Annotated in this window: 13 protein-coding genes; 3 read left to right on the forward strand and 10 right to left on the reverse strand. The window is 71.1% G+C overall.

Annotation, left to right across the window (positions count from 1 at the left end; translation table 11 throughout):
- The first annotated feature begins 15 nt into the window (after window positions 1-15).
- A complete protein-coding gene (locus ACNYS0_RS14990) occupies window positions 16-978 on the forward strand; it encodes a helix-turn-helix domain-containing protein (RefSeq protein WP_422473986.1) in 963 nt (320 codons plus the stop codon).
- A 17-nt stretch (window positions 979-995) separates the two neighbouring features.
- Here ACNYS0_RS14990 and ACNYS0_RS14995 read toward each other — a convergent pair whose 3' ends face one another.
- The 10 genes from ACNYS0_RS14995 to ACNYS0_RS15040 all read right to left on the reverse strand — a co-directional run bounded on the left by ACNYS0_RS14995 (window position 996) and on the right by ACNYS0_RS15040 (window position 11,207).
- Window positions 996-2,381 carry a cytochrome P450 gene (locus ACNYS0_RS14995; RefSeq protein WP_422473988.1) on the reverse strand — a complete coding sequence of 462 codons (1,386 nt, stop codon included), beginning with the start codon at window positions 2,379-2,381 and terminating at the stop codon, window positions 996-998.
- A complete protein-coding gene (locus ACNYS0_RS15000; RefSeq protein WP_422473990.1) occupies window positions 2,378-3,523 on the reverse strand; it encodes a terpene synthase family protein in 1,146 nt (381 codons plus the stop codon). The genes ACNYS0_RS14995 and ACNYS0_RS15000 overlap by 4 nt, the downstream gene beginning before the upstream one ends.
- A gap of 292 nt (window positions 3,524-3,815) precedes the next feature.
- Window positions 3,816-4,466, reverse strand: coding sequence for a peptide deformylase (gene def / locus ACNYS0_RS15005; protein ID WP_385769206.1), 651 nt, complete (start codon window positions 4,464-4,466; stop codon window positions 3,816-3,818).
- Window positions 4,467-4,558: 92 nt separating this feature from the next.
- On the reverse strand, window positions 4,559-5,539 hold the full coding sequence (locus tag ACNYS0_RS15010; protein ID WP_422473992.1) for a tetratricopeptide repeat protein: 981 nt from the start codon (window positions 5,537-5,539) through the stop codon (window positions 4,559-4,561).
- 138 nt (window positions 5,540-5,677) lie between these two features.
- The gene (locus ACNYS0_RS15015; protein ID WP_422473994.1) at window positions 5,678-6,976 is read right to left on the reverse strand and encodes an HD-GYP domain-containing protein; all 1,299 of its coding nucleotides are present in this window, start codon (window positions 6,974-6,976) and stop codon (window positions 5,678-5,680) included.
- A complete protein-coding gene (locus ACNYS0_RS15020; protein ID WP_422473996.1) occupies window positions 6,973-8,304 on the reverse strand; it encodes an HD-GYP domain-containing protein in 1,332 nt (443 codons plus the stop codon). The genes ACNYS0_RS15015 and ACNYS0_RS15020 overlap by 4 nt, the downstream gene beginning before the upstream one ends.
- 144 nt (window positions 8,305-8,448) lie before the next feature.
- Complete coding sequence (rsrA, locus tag ACNYS0_RS15025) at window positions 8,449-8,745, reverse strand: mycothiol system anti-sigma-R factor (RefSeq protein WP_422409631.1); 297 nt, start codon at window positions 8,743-8,745, stop codon at window positions 8,449-8,451.
- Window positions 8,742-9,407: a sigma-70 family RNA polymerase sigma factor gene (locus ACNYS0_RS15030; protein WP_399231568.1), complete on the reverse strand. Its 666-nt coding sequence runs from the start codon at window positions 9,405-9,407 to the stop codon at window positions 8,742-8,744. Before ACNYS0_RS15030 ends, rsrA begins: the two co-directional genes overlap by 4 nt.
- A 244-nt stretch (window positions 9,408-9,651) precedes the next feature.
- Entirely contained in the window at window positions 9,652-10,287 is a 636-nt protein-coding gene (locus ACNYS0_RS15035; RefSeq protein ID WP_422473998.1) for an alpha/beta hydrolase family protein, read from the reverse strand.
- Between the two features lie 104 nt (window positions 10,288-10,391).
- Window positions 10,392-11,207 carry an SOS response-associated peptidase gene (locus ACNYS0_RS15040; RefSeq protein WP_422474000.1) on the reverse strand — a complete coding sequence of 272 codons (816 nt, stop codon included), beginning with the start codon at window positions 11,205-11,207 and terminating at the stop codon, window positions 10,392-10,394.
- A 60-nt stretch (window positions 11,208-11,267) separates the two neighbouring features.
- Between ACNYS0_RS15040 and ACNYS0_RS15045 the strand changes: the two genes are divergently transcribed.
- Both ACNYS0_RS15045 and aroA read left to right on the forward strand, forming a co-directional pair.
- Complete coding sequence (locus ACNYS0_RS15045) at window positions 11,268-11,969, forward strand: M50 family metallopeptidase (protein ID WP_422474002.1); 702 nt, start codon at window positions 11,268-11,270, stop codon at window positions 11,967-11,969.
- A 36-nt stretch (window positions 11,970-12,005) separates the two neighbouring features.
- Window positions 12,006-13,331, forward strand: coding sequence for a 3-phosphoshikimate 1-carboxyvinyltransferase (gene aroA, locus ACNYS0_RS15050; RefSeq protein ID WP_422474004.1), 1,326 nt, complete (start codon window positions 12,006-12,008; stop codon window positions 13,329-13,331).
- Window positions 13,332-13,338 lie beyond the last annotated feature (7 nt).

Genomic DNA, 13,338 nt, shown 5'->3' on the forward strand with positions numbered 1-13,338 from the left:
GGCACACTGGCAGGCATGCTGAAAAACGTGGCCGTCGTGCTGCTCGACGGCGTGCATCCCTTCGAACTCGGCGTCGTGTGCGAGGTGTTCGGCCTCGACCGGAGCGAGGCCGGGCTTCCCGTGTACGACTTCGCGGCCGTCTCCGCCGCGGGGCCCACGCTCGGCACCCATGTGCCGGGCATGACCGTCTCCACCCCGTACGGCCTCGACCGCCTGGACGAGGCCGACCTCATCGCGGTGCCGGCCGCCGCCGAGCCGCACGACGGATACCCGCCCGAACTTCTCGACGCCTTGCGCCGTGCCGTGGACCGGGGCGCGCGCGTCCTCAGCGTGTGCTCGGGCGTGTTCGTGCTCGGCGCGGCCGGCCTGCTCGACGGGCGCCGCTGCGCGGTCCACTGGCGCTACGAGCGCGAGCTCGCCGTCCGCTTCCCGCGCACCCGCGTCGACCCGGACGTGCTCTACGTCGACGAGGGGCAGGTCATCACCTCCGCCGGCACGGCCGCGGGCATCGACGCCTGCCTGCACATCGTGCGGACCGAACACGGCGCCGAGGTCGCGAACACGATCGCCCGCCGCATGGTCGTACCGCCGCACCGGGACGGCGGGCAGGCCCAGTTCGTGGAGCGCCCGCTGCCCGCGACCCGCTGCGACACCGTGGGCGAGGTGCTGTCGTGGATGGAGCGGCACCTGGACGAGCCGGCCACCGTGGAGGAGCTCGCGGCGCGGGCCCACATGTCCCCGCGCACCTTCGCCCGGCGCTTCCAGCAGGAGACGGGCACGACGCCGTACCGCTGGCTGCTGCGCCAACGGGTGCTGTTCGCGCAGGAGTTGCTGGAGCGCACGGACGAGACGGTGGACGCGATCGCCGCGCGCGCCGGGTTCGGCAACGCGGCGGCGATGCGCCACCAGTTCATGAAGGCGCTGGGCACGACGCCCAACGCCTTCAGAAGGACCTTCCGGGTGCGGATCGCCTCCTAGCCCCCGGATGCCGGAGGTCAGCCGCGGGCCCGCACCCGCAGGTTCCCGTTCCTGGGCCCTATGGTGATCCCCAGCTTGGCCACCGAATCCGTCTCGGGGACCGTCTCGAACCGCCACTGGGACACCAAGGTGCCCAGGATCAGGCAGAGTTCGACCATGCTGAAGTGATCGCCCGGGCACTTGCGGTTGCCGGTGCCGAACGGCTGGTGGGCCACGTGCGCGGCCTCCGTGGCGCGCTCCGGCAGCCAGCGGTCGGGGTCAAAGACGTCCACGTCGTCGAACGAGCGCGGGTCGTGCTGCATCGCGTACGGGCTGTAGACGATGTCCGTTCCCGCCGGAATGCTGTACCCGCCGAGCGTCGTATCGACCGCCGAAACGCGCGTGAATATCCACACGCTGGGACGAATACGCATCGACTCGGTCACGAGATTCCGCATATATGCGAGTTTCCCGAGATCACCGAAAGTCACCTGCCTGACGCCGCCGGTAGTCGATTCAACTTCTTCGTGCAGCCGCCTTTCGTGGTCGGGGTGTTCGGCGAGGAGCCCGAGCGTCCATGCAAGCGTCTTGGAGATATTCTCGCCGCCGGCCAACAGGAGGGCGAGAACCTGATCGTGGATCTCTTGGTCGGTGACCGCCTCCCCGTCATCGTCGTGCGCCTCGAGCAATGCCACGAGAAGGTCCCCGGTGTCGATTCCCTCGGCCGCCTGAGCCCTTCGTTCGACGATGATCTCGTCGACCATGCGGTGCAATTCGGCCATCGCACGCTCGAAGCGCCGATTGGCCGGCAGGGGCAGCCGGTACAGCGGCCCGAAGGAGAGGATCATCCGCCGGTACATGCCGGCGAAGACCGTGCCCATCGTCTCGCCGAGGCGGTCCGAGCGGTCGTCCTCCGCGTCGATGTGCAGCATGGCGCGGGCCGTGATCCGGGCCGCCAGACGGAACATCTCGGCGTTGATGTCGACGGTCTGCCCGTCCTGCCAGCGGTCTGCCGCGGCCTGCGCCTCCTCCGTCATCAACGAGGCGTGGTCGGCCATCCGCTCGGCCCGGAACGCGGGCTGGATGGCACGGCGCTGGCGCCGGTGCTTCGGCCCGTTGCTGGTCGCCACGCCCTCGCCGAGAAGCACCTCGAGCGTGTCCCACAGCGCGCCGCCGACGAGGAAGTCCGGGCTCTTCAGGAGCTTCTCGACCAGTACGGGGTCGCAGACCGCGAAGACCGTCTTGGGGCCGAGCCGCAGCCGGACCATGTCGCCGCCGTCGCGCAGCCGGGTCAGGAAGGCCAGCGGGTCGCGGAGCATCTGCGGGGCGTGGCCGAGCAGCGGCGCACCGCCGGGTGCGAGCGGCGGCAGCGACGCTCCCACCTGGCCGGGCGCCGGGGGCGGCAGCGTGGATTCCATGGTCATGCGCACTCACCTGCCTGTTCGGGGACCCCGTCGGGGATCCGTCGGGAAGCCTGCCTCGGGATGCGTCCCGCGCCGGGCGCGGCATCGGCGCCGACCGGCTCGTCGCTGACGTACGGCGGGTTGCTGCGGTCCTCCCAGTCGTCGACCTGATAACGGCCCGATTCGTGGTGGAACCAGTAGACGGAACTGAACCAGTTCCGCATGTTCTCCAGACATGACCGCATGGCCACGGAGAGGTCTTTTCCTTTTTCCCCGAGCTTCTCGACACCGTCCGCGATGTTGCCGACCTCGATTTCCGCCTCAAGGAAATCGTCGACACATCCGAGAACCCGGCGGCGTACTTCCGCGGAGGCTTCGGCGACGGAAAGCCCCTCGTGCTCGATGAGGCTTATCCCGAGGTTGTGGAATTCGTTTCCCGCGAGTTCCTTGGGGAGTGAACACAGGTCGTTGTACCAGGCGGAGAAGTCCTGGACCGCAAGTGCCGCACGCGTGAACGCCGGTGTTTTCCGCACCCATGCCGGGAGTTCGTACTGCGCCGTCGCCTCGAGCAGGTCTATCCAAATCCAGTGCGCGAAGGTCTGCCGGCGCAACTCTATGTACGCGTCGACGGCGGGCACGGTCCCCGTCGTCCGGTTCCTGAACTCCTGGTCGTACGCGTCGATCACCGGGTGGAAGTGCCGGGCGAACCGCACGTTCCAGGTCCGGCTCAGCGAGCCGTAGAAGCGCTGGAGGCAGTCAGCGAAGCCCGCGACCAGCGGATCCCCGTGGTCGAGATGGAGCTCGGGCGCCTCGGTCGCCGCGTGTAACTGGGCGACGAGCCGCCGCCAGTTGTCCGCGCGGCCGTGGATCACGTCGCGGTCGTGCCGGTCGTCCCAGGCGAAGAACCACGCGCTGTAGTCGCTGATCGTCGCGAGCAGCTCGTCCGGCGCTCCGATGTAGTAGCCCGCGACGAGGTCCGAATAGCAGAGATCATCGGCGTACTTGGCCACCTTGTCGGGCGGCATGACCCCCATTTCGAGGAGCCAGGACCTGGTCCTTCCCTGGAGCTTCGGCCAATACGGGTGCAGCCGGCGAGGAAAACCACCCTCGATCACCGGAAGTGCCACAGCCGCCGGAACCGACGTATGTGCGAAAGCAGGCACGTAGTAACCCCTCTCTGTGGCCTGCGGCGCACGCCTCCCGCTGTGCCGGTCGCGCGCCGTCGTGTATCCCCGCGCTTTCTATTCAGCACCATAACTGACCGCTGTGGGAACGGATTTGCTCCCCTCACTACCCCGTACTTCCCGATTCTTCACGCGCCATGACCGGATTCGGGCGGTACGCGACCGGGCCCCGCACCCCTGCCCGCACATGCGAACGGCGCCCGGACGGAGGTTTCTTCCGTACCGGACGCCGCGTGACGCCTCAACTCCCCCATGGGGAAGGGGCAGTTGCTCAGGCGTTGGGGACCACCGGGTAACGCGGCGTCCCCTCCTCCATCTGCTTCAACGCGCCCTTGCGCTCCCGCTTCGAGAGCCGGTCGATGTAGAGGTACCCGTACAGGTGGTCCGTCTCGTGCTGGAGGCAGCGCGCGAAGTAGCCGGTGCCGCGCACCGTGATCGCGTTGCCCTTCTCGTCCCGGCCGTCGACCACCGCGTAGTCGGGGCGGGCGAGTTCGGCGTACGCCGTCGGGACCGACAGGCAGCCCTCGTTGGAGTCGTCGAGGCGCCGCTGCTCGGCGGGCAGCTCGCGCAGGACGGGGTTGCAGACGACGCCGGTGTGCCGCACGCCGTCGTCGTCCGGGCAGTCGTACACGAAGACCTTCAGGTCCACGCCGATCTGGTTCGCGGCGAGGCCCACGCCCTCGGCGGTGTGCTGGCTCGCGAACATGTCGTCGACGAGCTTCGCCAGCTCGTCGTCGAACGCGGTGACGTCCTTGCACTCCTTGTGCAGCACCGGGTTCCCGACGACGGTGATCGGCCGCGACGTGCCGCGCTCCCGGTACGCCGCCTCCCGCGCCTCACAGTCCTCGCTGTCGACGACAAAGCCCTCGTCATCCACGGGAAGCACGCCGGCGTGCTGCTGATCGGTGTCCTGCTGAGCCATGGGGGACGAAAGCCTTCCTGGGAAAACGAGGGGGTCGAACCCTTACAGGGTACGGGGGCATACCGACAGAACCCGCCCCGCACCTGCCCCGCCTAACAGACCTCTTCGAGATCCCGCCAGTCACGGGAGTCCGGCGAATCCGCCACCCACCCGTCGAGCAGCCCCCGCACCAGCGAGGCCGGCGCGGCCACCCCGCACTCCCGCTCCGGCACCCACAGCTGCCCGTCGGTCCGGTGCCCGAGCGGCCCCGGATGCCCCGGCTCGCTGTGGTCGTGCGGATCGAGATGCGTGCCGTCCCCCTCGTCGGACGGCATCCGCGACTCCGAGCACGTCCGGCAGAGCAGCCGTACGGAGGACGACCAGTCCTCCGCGGCGAAGCCCGCGTCCGCGGCGAGCCGCTCCAGCGCGTCCCGGTCGTCCTCGGTGGCGGCCTCCAGCAGCACCACCCAGGTGGGGACCGGCGAGGGCGCCCACAGCTCGATCTCGTCGAAGACCGGGTACGAGTGCCCGGACGCCGTGGTCCGCTCCCCGTGCGGGACGCCGTCGTGCAGCACGACCTCGCCCCAGCGCCGCCCGGACGACGGCAGCGGGATGGAGAGCAGCTCGATGCGCGCGGGGTCGAGCCTGCGCCCCCACACGACCTCCGCCTCGCCCTCGGGCGAGAGCCGCACGGCTGCGCTCCCGAGGTCCATCCCCGTCGGCTCGCCGGCAGCGGTGGCGCCGCCGGGCACCTTCAGCCCGTACGCCTGCCAGGCCCTGCGGGCGAGCGGCCAGTCCTGGAGCGCGGTGGCGGCGATGCCCACGTTCCACCAGTCCGGTGCCCCGCCCTCCTTCTCGAGCAGGGCGACGGCCCGCAGGCCCGTGGTGCGGGCCTGCTCCCAGTCGTGCCGGAACTTGTGCAGCAGCGCGAGATTGAACCAGGACTCCGACAGCCAGGGCTCCAGATCGGCGGCCCGCGTGAGCAGCGCTCCCGCGTCCTCGTACCGGCCGTCGCCGATCAGCGTGAACGCGCGATCCGTGGCCTGCCGCCAGGAGGCGGAGGGCCGGTGCCGTCCCTTGCCGAAGATCCTCACGATTCCCGCCTGCCGATACTCGAGGCCTGTGCCCCCGGACGCCGAGTCTTCCGCGTGCCTTGCATGTTCTGCCTTGCGCGTTCTGCCTTGCTTCGCATCCAACCACGTACGGTCGCACGGCCGCTCATTACCCATGGGTTACCCAACCGACCCTAGGCTCAGACCGGGCGTGCAGACCACTCTGGCCAGCGCCTCCACGACCTCCGGCTGGTAGTCCCGGCCCGTGGCCAGACGCAGGCTTTCCAGGGCCCTGAGCGGCCCCTGTGGTCCCTGTTCCCTCGCCATCTCGTCGTACGCGTTCGCTGTCCGCACAATCCGGGCGGTGAGCGGCTGCTCGCGGTACGGATCGGCCTGCCGCTCGACCACCACCGCCACCTGGGTGTCCACCCCGGTCTGGCGGACGACGGCGCCGCCGAGGAGGGCGATCCGCCGCTGCTGGGCGGGCGGCAGCGCGGCGGTGGCGCCCTCGGCCACCGGGTCGACGAGCGAGAGCTGCCCGATGTCGTGCATCAGCGCCGCGTACTCGAGGACCGACAGATCCGGCTGGGAGAGCCCCAGGTCGCGGCCGACGGCCCGGCTGAGCGCGGCCACCCGGCGGGCGTGCCCGTGCGGGGTGTAGCCGGCGATCTCGGTGGCGCGGGCCAGTGAGGTGATGGTCTGCCGGTACGTGGCCTTGACCACGGAGTACCGCCGGAACGCCAACTGGGTGAGCAGCAGCGGCAGGCTGATCAGCGGCAGCGCCCACAGCCCGGCGACGGCGACGGCGAGCGCCATGACGGCCCCCGTCGCGCACACCGCGGAGCCGATGCCGAGCATCGCCCGCAGCTCGTCGCGCAGCAGCGGGCCGAACGGCCAGCGCGTCCTGGCGTGCGCCATGGCGGCGGCGAGCACGGCGTCGCACAGCGCCGTCAGCACCAGCAGCGCGACGATGAGCAACGCGTAGGAGGACCCGTCCCCGAACCACCTCGCCAACACGCCTTGGTTGTAGAGCGGTTGGAAGCAGACGGCGGCGAACGCGACGGTGAGCACGCGCCGGGTCACGTGGTCGAGCGAGGCGCCCTTGCCGCGCGCCACGTGCGGTATGCAGCCGACGAGCGTGCCCGCGACGGCGATCGCGACGACCTGCAAGGCACCGTGGTGCGTGGGGCGCCCCGCGACCTCCCCGAGCAACGCGTACGCGAGCGCCCCCGCGGCCCCGAGCGGCGCGGCCTCCCGGTCCTCGGCGCCGCCCCGGCGGGCCAGCTCCCCCACGGCGACGAGCACCCCGAACGCCAGCGCGTTCCCGCGCTCGACGACGCCGTGCCACACGGTGTCCCCGAGGGCCGCGCAGGCGACCGCCACGGCGATCCCGAACACCACCACGAGCAGCCCGGGCAGCCGCCCCGCCCTGCGCGCGCGGACCCCTTCGGCGCGGTGCTCCGGGTCGGCCCCCGTCACCGGGAGGCCGCCGGCGGGACGGCGACGCCTTCCGGACGAGGCGCGGGCACCACCGTCTCGTCCGCCGTGACCACGGGATGCCATCCGTCCCGCTCAAGGACCTTCACCAGCGCTCCCACCATCACCGGGTCGAACTGCGAACCGGCACACCGCTCCAGTTCCGCCAGCGCCACCGGGACCGGCCGCGCCCGCGAATACGTACGGGTGGACGTCATCGCGTCGAACGCGTCCGCCACCGCCACCACCCGGGCGAACTCCGGAATCTGCGGCCCCGCGAGCCCGTACGGATACCCGCTCCCGTCGAGCCGCTCGTGGTGGTGCAGGATCGCCGCGCGTGCCTCACCGAGGAAGGCGATGCCCCGCACCATCTCGTGCCCGTACTCCGGATGCAGCTGAATGACCTCGCGCTCCTCGGGTGTCAGTGGCCCGTCCTTCCGCAACAGCCGCGTGGGCACGCCGAGTTTCCCCACGTCGTGCAGGATTCCGGCGAACCTCAGCGCCTCCACCCGCTCCCCCGCCATGCCGAGTTCGCGCGCGATCAGCATCGACGCCTGCCCGACCCGCTCGCTGTGCCCGCGCGTGTACCCGTCCTTGATGTCGACGGCCTGCACGAGCGCCCGGATCGTGGCCTGGTGGGCCGACCGCTCGCGCTGGTACTGGGCGAACACCCAGCAGGAGATGTACATCGGCAGCAGCACGAGCAGGGCGGCGATCGGGCCGTACGAACTCGTCCACATCGTCGCCATCACCAGACCGGCGAGCCCGTGCGCGGCCACCGGCGCGAGCATCCGCAGGAAGAGCCCGCGCCAGGCGCTGCGCAGCGGAACCCGCTCCGCGGTGGCGAGCACTCCCCCGTCGAGCACCGTGAGGACGGCGCAGAACGCGAGGACCGCGGCGCCTCCGGGCGCGAGCGCGTACGGGAACCGGGGGTCGGCGACCGCGCCGGGGCCGCCGAGCGCTCCGAAGACCCGTGCCGCAGCCCAGCAGGCGAGGGCGAGCTGGGCCGCGCGCCACACCTTGCGCAGCCATGCGGGCCGCCGCTCGACGGAGGCGAGCAGCGCACCGGGCAGGGCGACGAGCGCGGCGGCGGCGGGCGGCAGCAGAAAGGCCCCGGCGAGCAGCACGGGAAAGAAGGTGCCCATCCCCTTGGGCGCACGCTGTCCGACGAGCCGACAGCGGCCGAGCTGCTCACAGCCCGCGTAGAGGAGCGCGAGCAGGGCGACGCCCGGCCACCGGGTGGCGGCGGAGATCGCGGGCGCGGCGCAGACCGCGGCGACACCGGCGGTCAGGAGCACATACGCGCGGGCCACGGGCGGAACGGACCGCATGCCCCAACTCCCTCCCCAAGGCGTCCAGTTCAGGGAGGATAGGACGCGCGGGAAGTCGCTCGCGGGGCATCGCGGGGATTGCCGGGGCCTCGGGCCCCGGATTCGCACGATCGGGTGAACGGGACCCCGAAGAGCCCCGCCGGCTCAGGCGAGCGGGTTGCCCATGCCCTCTTCGGGCGTGGCCTGGCCGGAACGGATCACTTCGATCCGCCCCATGACCTTGGCCCGCAGATCGGTGGGCACGTCGTCATGACCGCAGCACCGCTTCACCAGCTTCTTCACGGCCTGCTCCAGGCCGTACTTCTCCAGGCACGGGGAGCACTCCTCGAAGTGCACCTCGAACTTGGTGCAGTCACTGTCCGGCATCTCGTGGTCGAGGAACTCGTAGAGATGGTCCAGGACTTCCGCGCAGTCCGTCTCGTGCGGCTCTCCGCAGCTCATGAGCCCGAGCCTTTCGCTTCGTTCGCCTGACCGGCACCGGCCGGGACGAGCCCGCGGTCACGGGCGTAGTCCTCGAGCATGCCGCGCAACTGGCGACGGCCACGGTGCAGCCGGGACATCACCGTACCGATAGGTGTTCCCATGATGTCCGCGATCTCCTTGTACGCAAAGCCCTCTACGTCCGCGAGATAGACCGCGATGCGGAATTCCTCGGGGATCGCCTGAAGGGCACGCTTCACGTCCGAGTCGGGCAGGTGGTCGAGCGCCTGCGACTCGGCGGAGCGCAGACCGGTCGACATGTGCGACTCGGCCCGGGCCAGCTGCCAGTCCTCGATCTCCTCGGCGGCGCTGCGCTGGGGCTCGCGCTGCTTCTTGCGGTACGAGTTGATGAAGGTGTTGGTCAGGATCCGGTAGAGCCACGCCTTGAGGTTGGTGCCCTCACGGAACTGGTGGAACGAGGCGTACGCCTTCGCGTACGTCTCCTGCACCAGGTCCTCGGCGTCGGCCGGGTTGCGCGTCATGCGCAGGGCCGCCGAATACATCTGGTCGAGGAATTCCAGAGCGTCCCGCTCGAAACGCGCGTTGCGCTCTGCCGTGCTCTCCGGGCGCTCGTCCGCCTGGCCGTACTCGGTCCCTGCGTCGGTCCCTGTGACCGGACCCACCTCCTCAAGCGACGTCGCGGGGACGAACGAGACCCCGCTCGAATCGGAGGATAGACGACGATCCGGTCCGCCCGCCGCCCGAACAGAAGTGGTCTTGGCCGCGCTCAGCACGCTCCACTCCAGGTCAGGAGCGTTGGCACGGCTGGGGCAAGCGACTGAACCCATGCGGCGGACTTCCTCTCGTACGAACTCTGTGCACCGACAGTGGGCACAACAGTCGTCCCGCCCTCAACATTCCCGGCCGCTAGACGAGTGATCCGGTCCACTTCGTGACGGCGTCGGTGATGACGGCGAGGGCCTCGTCCTGGGTGATGTCCGCGCGCTTGGGAACGGCGAAACCGTGGTCCCCGAAGGGGACTTCGGCGAGTTCGTACGCGCCCTGCTCCGGGAACTCCGCGGGCCTGCCGAACGGGTCGTTGCCGCCCTGGACGACGAGGGTCGGCACGCCCGCGCCGAGGAGCTCCTCGGCGCGGGACTTCTCCGGCTTGCCGGGCGGGTGCAGCGGGAAGCTGAGCGCGAGGACGGCGGCGGCGCCGAGCTCTTCGGCGGTGCGGCAGGCGACGCGGGCGCCGGCGCTCCTGCCTCCGGCGATCACCGGGAGTCCGGGCTTCTCCAGGGCGGGCCAGATGCCCCGCCACCCCGTGTCGAGCGTCTTCGGCGCGGGCGCGAGCTTCTTCCCCGCGACGCGCCACGGCTGCTCGACGAGCGCGACGGTCACTCCGTGGGCGGGCAGGGCGGCGGCGAGCGCCTGGAGGTCGCGGGCCTCGATGCCGCCCCCGGCACCGTGACTGACGGCGAGCGTGAGTTTCGGGCTCTTGGCGGCGTGCCAGGTGATACGGGCGTCGCCGGTTTCGGTGGTCACAATCTCAGTGCGTGTCACCTGCTCATGGTGCACGCACTGTGGGCCGATCAAGCCCCTGCGGCGATTGAGCGGCGGGGTCCGGGGCGGAGCCCCGAGACGTCGACCCCGGCCGCCCGCAACCGTCAGAAGAGCGTCCCCTCCTCCGGCCCCTCCAGCTCCTTCAGCAGCTCCGGCCCGTTGTTGCGCACATTGCTCACCGCCGTGGACACGGGATACGCCCGCATCAGCCCCTCCGGAGGAGGGGCGAGGAGCGCCCGGAGGTCGTCGACGTCCGTGCGGGCCGGGTCGAGCCAGTCGTCCCACCGGTCCGGCGTCAGCATCAGCGGCATCCGGGGGTGGATGTCGGCGAGCGTGCGCGGCCCGTCCTCCGGCGCGACGCCGAGCGGCGCGGTCTCCGCCTCCGTGGTGATCACGGAGCACGTCACCCACCAGGCCAGCGGGTGCTCGTCCGGGAGCGTGCGGTCGTGCCAGAACTCGTAGAGCCCGGCCATCGCGAAGACCGAGCCGTCCGCGGGCGTCACGAAGTACGGCTGCTTGCGGGGCCGCTTCTTCTTGCCCTCGACCTCCAGGTCGCGCTCGGAGGCCGCGGTCACCCACTCGTAATAGCCGTCGGCGGGCAGGATGCAGCGCCGCGTGGTGAAGGCGCGGCGGTACGAGGGCTTCTCGTGCACGGTCTCGGCCCGCGCGTTGATCATGCGGGCGCCGCCCTCCGGGGTCTTGGACCACGACGGTACGAGTCCCCACTTGAGCTTGCGGAGCTGGCGAACCGGACGGGGGTCATCGGCGTCTTTCACCGGGCGGTCGAGGACCGCGTAGACCTCCTTGGTGGGAGCCACATTGAAGTCGGCCTCAAAGGCCTCTTCCGGCTCCCACTTCTCGATCTCAAAGATTCCTGCGAGATCCTCGGGCCTGCGACTCGATGCATAACGTCCGCACATACGTGCCACAGTGCCAGATGCCGAACCGCCACCGAACCCGAACGGGAGCAGCCTCCACCCATGGACTCCAGCCTCTGGGACCGGATCTTCGGGACCCAGTCCGACCCCGACCAGTGGGTGACGATCGCCACGGCCGTCGTCGCGCTCGCCGCGATCGTCCCGCACACCGTCTGGCGGCTGACCCGTAACGCCATCACGATCGCCCACGAGGGCGGCCACGGCCTGATCGCGCTCCTGATGGGCCGCAAGCTGGACGGCATCCGGCTGCACTCCGACACCAGCGGCCTGACCGTCAGCCGGGGCAAGCCGACCGGGCTCGGCATGGTCCTGACCGCGGCCGCCGGGTACACCGCCCCGCCGCTGCTCGGCCTCGGCGGCGCGGCGCTGCTCTCCGAGGGACACATCACACTGCTGCTGTGGGTGGCCACGGCGCTGCTCGTGGTGATGCTGGTGATGATCCGGAACGCGTACGGGGCGCTGACCGTGGTGGTCACCGGCGGCGCCTTCGTCCTGGTCTCCTGGCTCGCGGGGCCGCAGGTGCAGGCCGCCTTCGCGTACACCGTCGTCTGGTTCCTGCTGCTCGGCGGCGTACGGCCCGCCTTCGAGCTCCAGCGCAAGCGCCACAGGGGCGGTGCGGGCGACTCCGACGCGGATCAGCTCTCGCGCCTCACGCACGTCCCCGCGGGCATGTGGCTGTTTTTCTTCCACGCCGTCTCACTGTGCTCACTGCTCGGCGGGGGTCGCTGGCTGCTGGGGCTGTGAGCAGGTGCCTTCCCGGGGGCCGACTAGAGTTGGGGCATGACCTCGAACCCGGCCCACACCGCCCTCTGGCCCGCCCCTCTCGCGAGCGGAGCCGTCGACGCGACTGTTCAGGTGCCGGGGTCCAAATCCGTCACCAACCGGGCGCTCGTGCTCGCCGCGCTCGCCGCGGAGCCGGGCTGGCTGCGCCGCCCGCTGCGCTCCCGCGACACACTGCTGATGGCGGCCGCGCTGCGCGAGATGGGCGTGGGCATCGAGGAAGGCGTGGGCCCCGACGGGTCCGGTGAGGCGTGGCGCGTCATCCCGTCCGGCCTTCAGGGGCCCGCCACGGTCGACGTCGGCAACGCCGGCACCGTGATGCGCTTCCTGCCGCCGGTCGCCTCGCTCGCCGACGGCGAGATCCGTTTCGACGGCGACCCCCGTTCGTACGAGCGTCCGCTGCACGGCGTGATCGACGCGCTGCGCGCGCTCGGCGCCCGGATCGACGACGAGGGACGCGGCGCGCTGCCCCTGACGGTGCACGGCGGCGGCGCCCTGGAGGGCGGCCCGGTCGAGATCGACGCCTCGTCGTCCTCCCAGTTCGTGAGCGCCCTGCTGCTGTCGGGGCCGCGCTTCAACCAGGGCGTCGAGGTCCGGCACACGGGCTCGGCGCTTCCCTCCATGCCGCACATCCGTATGACGGTCGACATGCTGCGCGCGGTCGGCGCCCAGGTCGACACCCCGGAGTCGGGCGGCGAGGCGAACGTGTGGCGGGTCACCCCCGGCGCCCTGCTCGGCCGGGACATCACCATCGAGCCGGACCTCTCGAACGCCCAGCCGTTCCTGGCCGCGGCCCTGGTCACCGGCGGCAAGGTGACGATCCCCGACTGGCCGGAGCACACCACGCAGCCCGGCGACGCGCTGCGCGACATCTTCACGCAGATGGGCGGCGCCTGTGAGCTGACCGAGCGCGGGCTCGAGTTCACCGGCTCCGGCAGCGTGCACGGCCTCGACGTCGACCTGAGCGAGGTCGGCGAGCTGACCCCCGGCATCGCCGCGGTGGCCGCCCTGGCCGACTCCCCGTCCACCCTGCGCGGCGTCGCCCACCTGCGACTGCACGAGACGGACCGGCTGGCCGCCCTCACCAAGGAGATCAACGAGCTGGGCGGTGACGTGACGGAGACCGCCGACGGTCTGCACATCCGCCCGCGGGCTCTGCACGGCGGGATCTTCCACACGTACGACGACCACCGCATGGCCACCGCGGGCGCGATCATCGGCCTCGCGGTCAAGGACGTACAGATCGAGAACGTGGCGACCACCGCGAAGACGCTGCCGGACTTCCCCGACATGTGGGCCGCGATGCTCGGGACCGACCGGGCGTAGGGGCACA

Origin of the sequence: Streptomyces anthophorae (assembly GCF_049310305.1) — a bacterium.
Classification (GTDB): Bacteria; Actinomycetota; Actinomycetes; order Streptomycetales; family Streptomycetaceae; genus Streptomyces.